Below are 1,142 nucleotides of genomic sequence, written 5' to 3'. Positions count from 1 at the left end.
AGCGCGGCGAGCGCCCCGGCGCGGGCGCGCGCGCCGTCGGCGGCGCCCCTGGACCCGCGGCGGAGCCGTCACCGGGACCGCCGGACGGGTCTTCTTCACCTACCGGGGACGGAACGCCTCCTGCTCCGGCAACGCGGTGACCAGCGAGAACAGAAGCACGGTGATCACCGCCGGGCACTGCGTGAAGATGGGCGGCGCATTCCACACCAACTGGGTCTTCGTGCCGGGCTACGACGGCGGCCAACGACCGCACGGCACCTGGGTCGCCACCACGCTCTACACCACCCCGCGGTGGAACAACGCCGAGGACATCGACCACGACGTGGCCGCCGCCGTGGTGGCCCCGCTGGACGGGCGGCGCCTGACCGACGTGGTCGGCGGCCAGGGCGTCGCCTTCAACCAGGCCCGCAGGCGGCAGATGCACGCCTTCGGCTACCCCTCCGCCGCCCCCTACGACGGCTCGGAGCTGGTCTACTGCAGCGGCCGGGCGTTCGACGACTTCCTGAGCTCCCGCGACCTCGGGCTGGACTGCGACATGACGGGCGGGTCGAGCGGCGGGCCGTGGTTCCTCGACTTCGACGAGGCCACCGGGCTGGGCACCCTGAACTCGGTGAACAGCTTCAAGTACGGCTTCGCGAGCGGCTGGATGTTCGGCCCCTACTTCGGCGTGGAGGCCCAGGCCGTGTATCAGGCCGCCCAGGGCACCGACGCTCCATAGCTTCACGCAAAGTAGCCACGCGGAAACCTTGGGTAGTGCAAACTCGGGGCCATGACCCCGAGCCTCGCCCTGCTTGCGGCCGCCCCCCTCGTCATCGGGCTGACGGGCGCCCCCCTCACCGGCGCGACCACCACCGAGCACGGACGCGGCCTCGCCGGCGCCGACGCGGTGGCCGCGGCCCTCTCCCGGAACCCCGCGCACGTCCCCGAAAAGGCCCTCCGGACCGGAGGGGACAAAGGCCGCCCCGACATCGTCGAGCACGCGGCCGCCCTCAGCACGGCGGAGCAGCGCCGCGTGCTCGGCTACTGGACCCCCCGCCGGATGGCGGAGGCCGTCCCGCTCGGACTCCTCGACACGCTCACCGGCGCCCTGGGCCCGGTCGCGGCGCTCACGAAGCGGCCCACCGGCACGACGGCCCCCCGCA

1 protein-coding gene and 1 pseudogene are annotated in these 1,142 nt (G+C 73.6%); both read left to right on the top strand.

The annotated features are described in order from the left end of the window. On the top strand, window positions 1–718 hold a 718-nt coding region (locus ACWJ6R_RS36780), incomplete at its 5' end, for a trypsin-like serine peptidase (RefSeq protein ID WP_449066617.1). Window positions 719–769: 51 nt separating this feature from the next. Next, a pseudogene (locus tag ACWJ6R_RS36775) lies at window positions 770–1,142 on the top strand (hypothetical protein); the annotation flags it as partial.

The sequence above is a fragment of the Planomonospora algeriensis genome (assembly GCF_977012225.1).
This window is presented reverse-complemented; position numbering and strand designations above follow the sequence as displayed.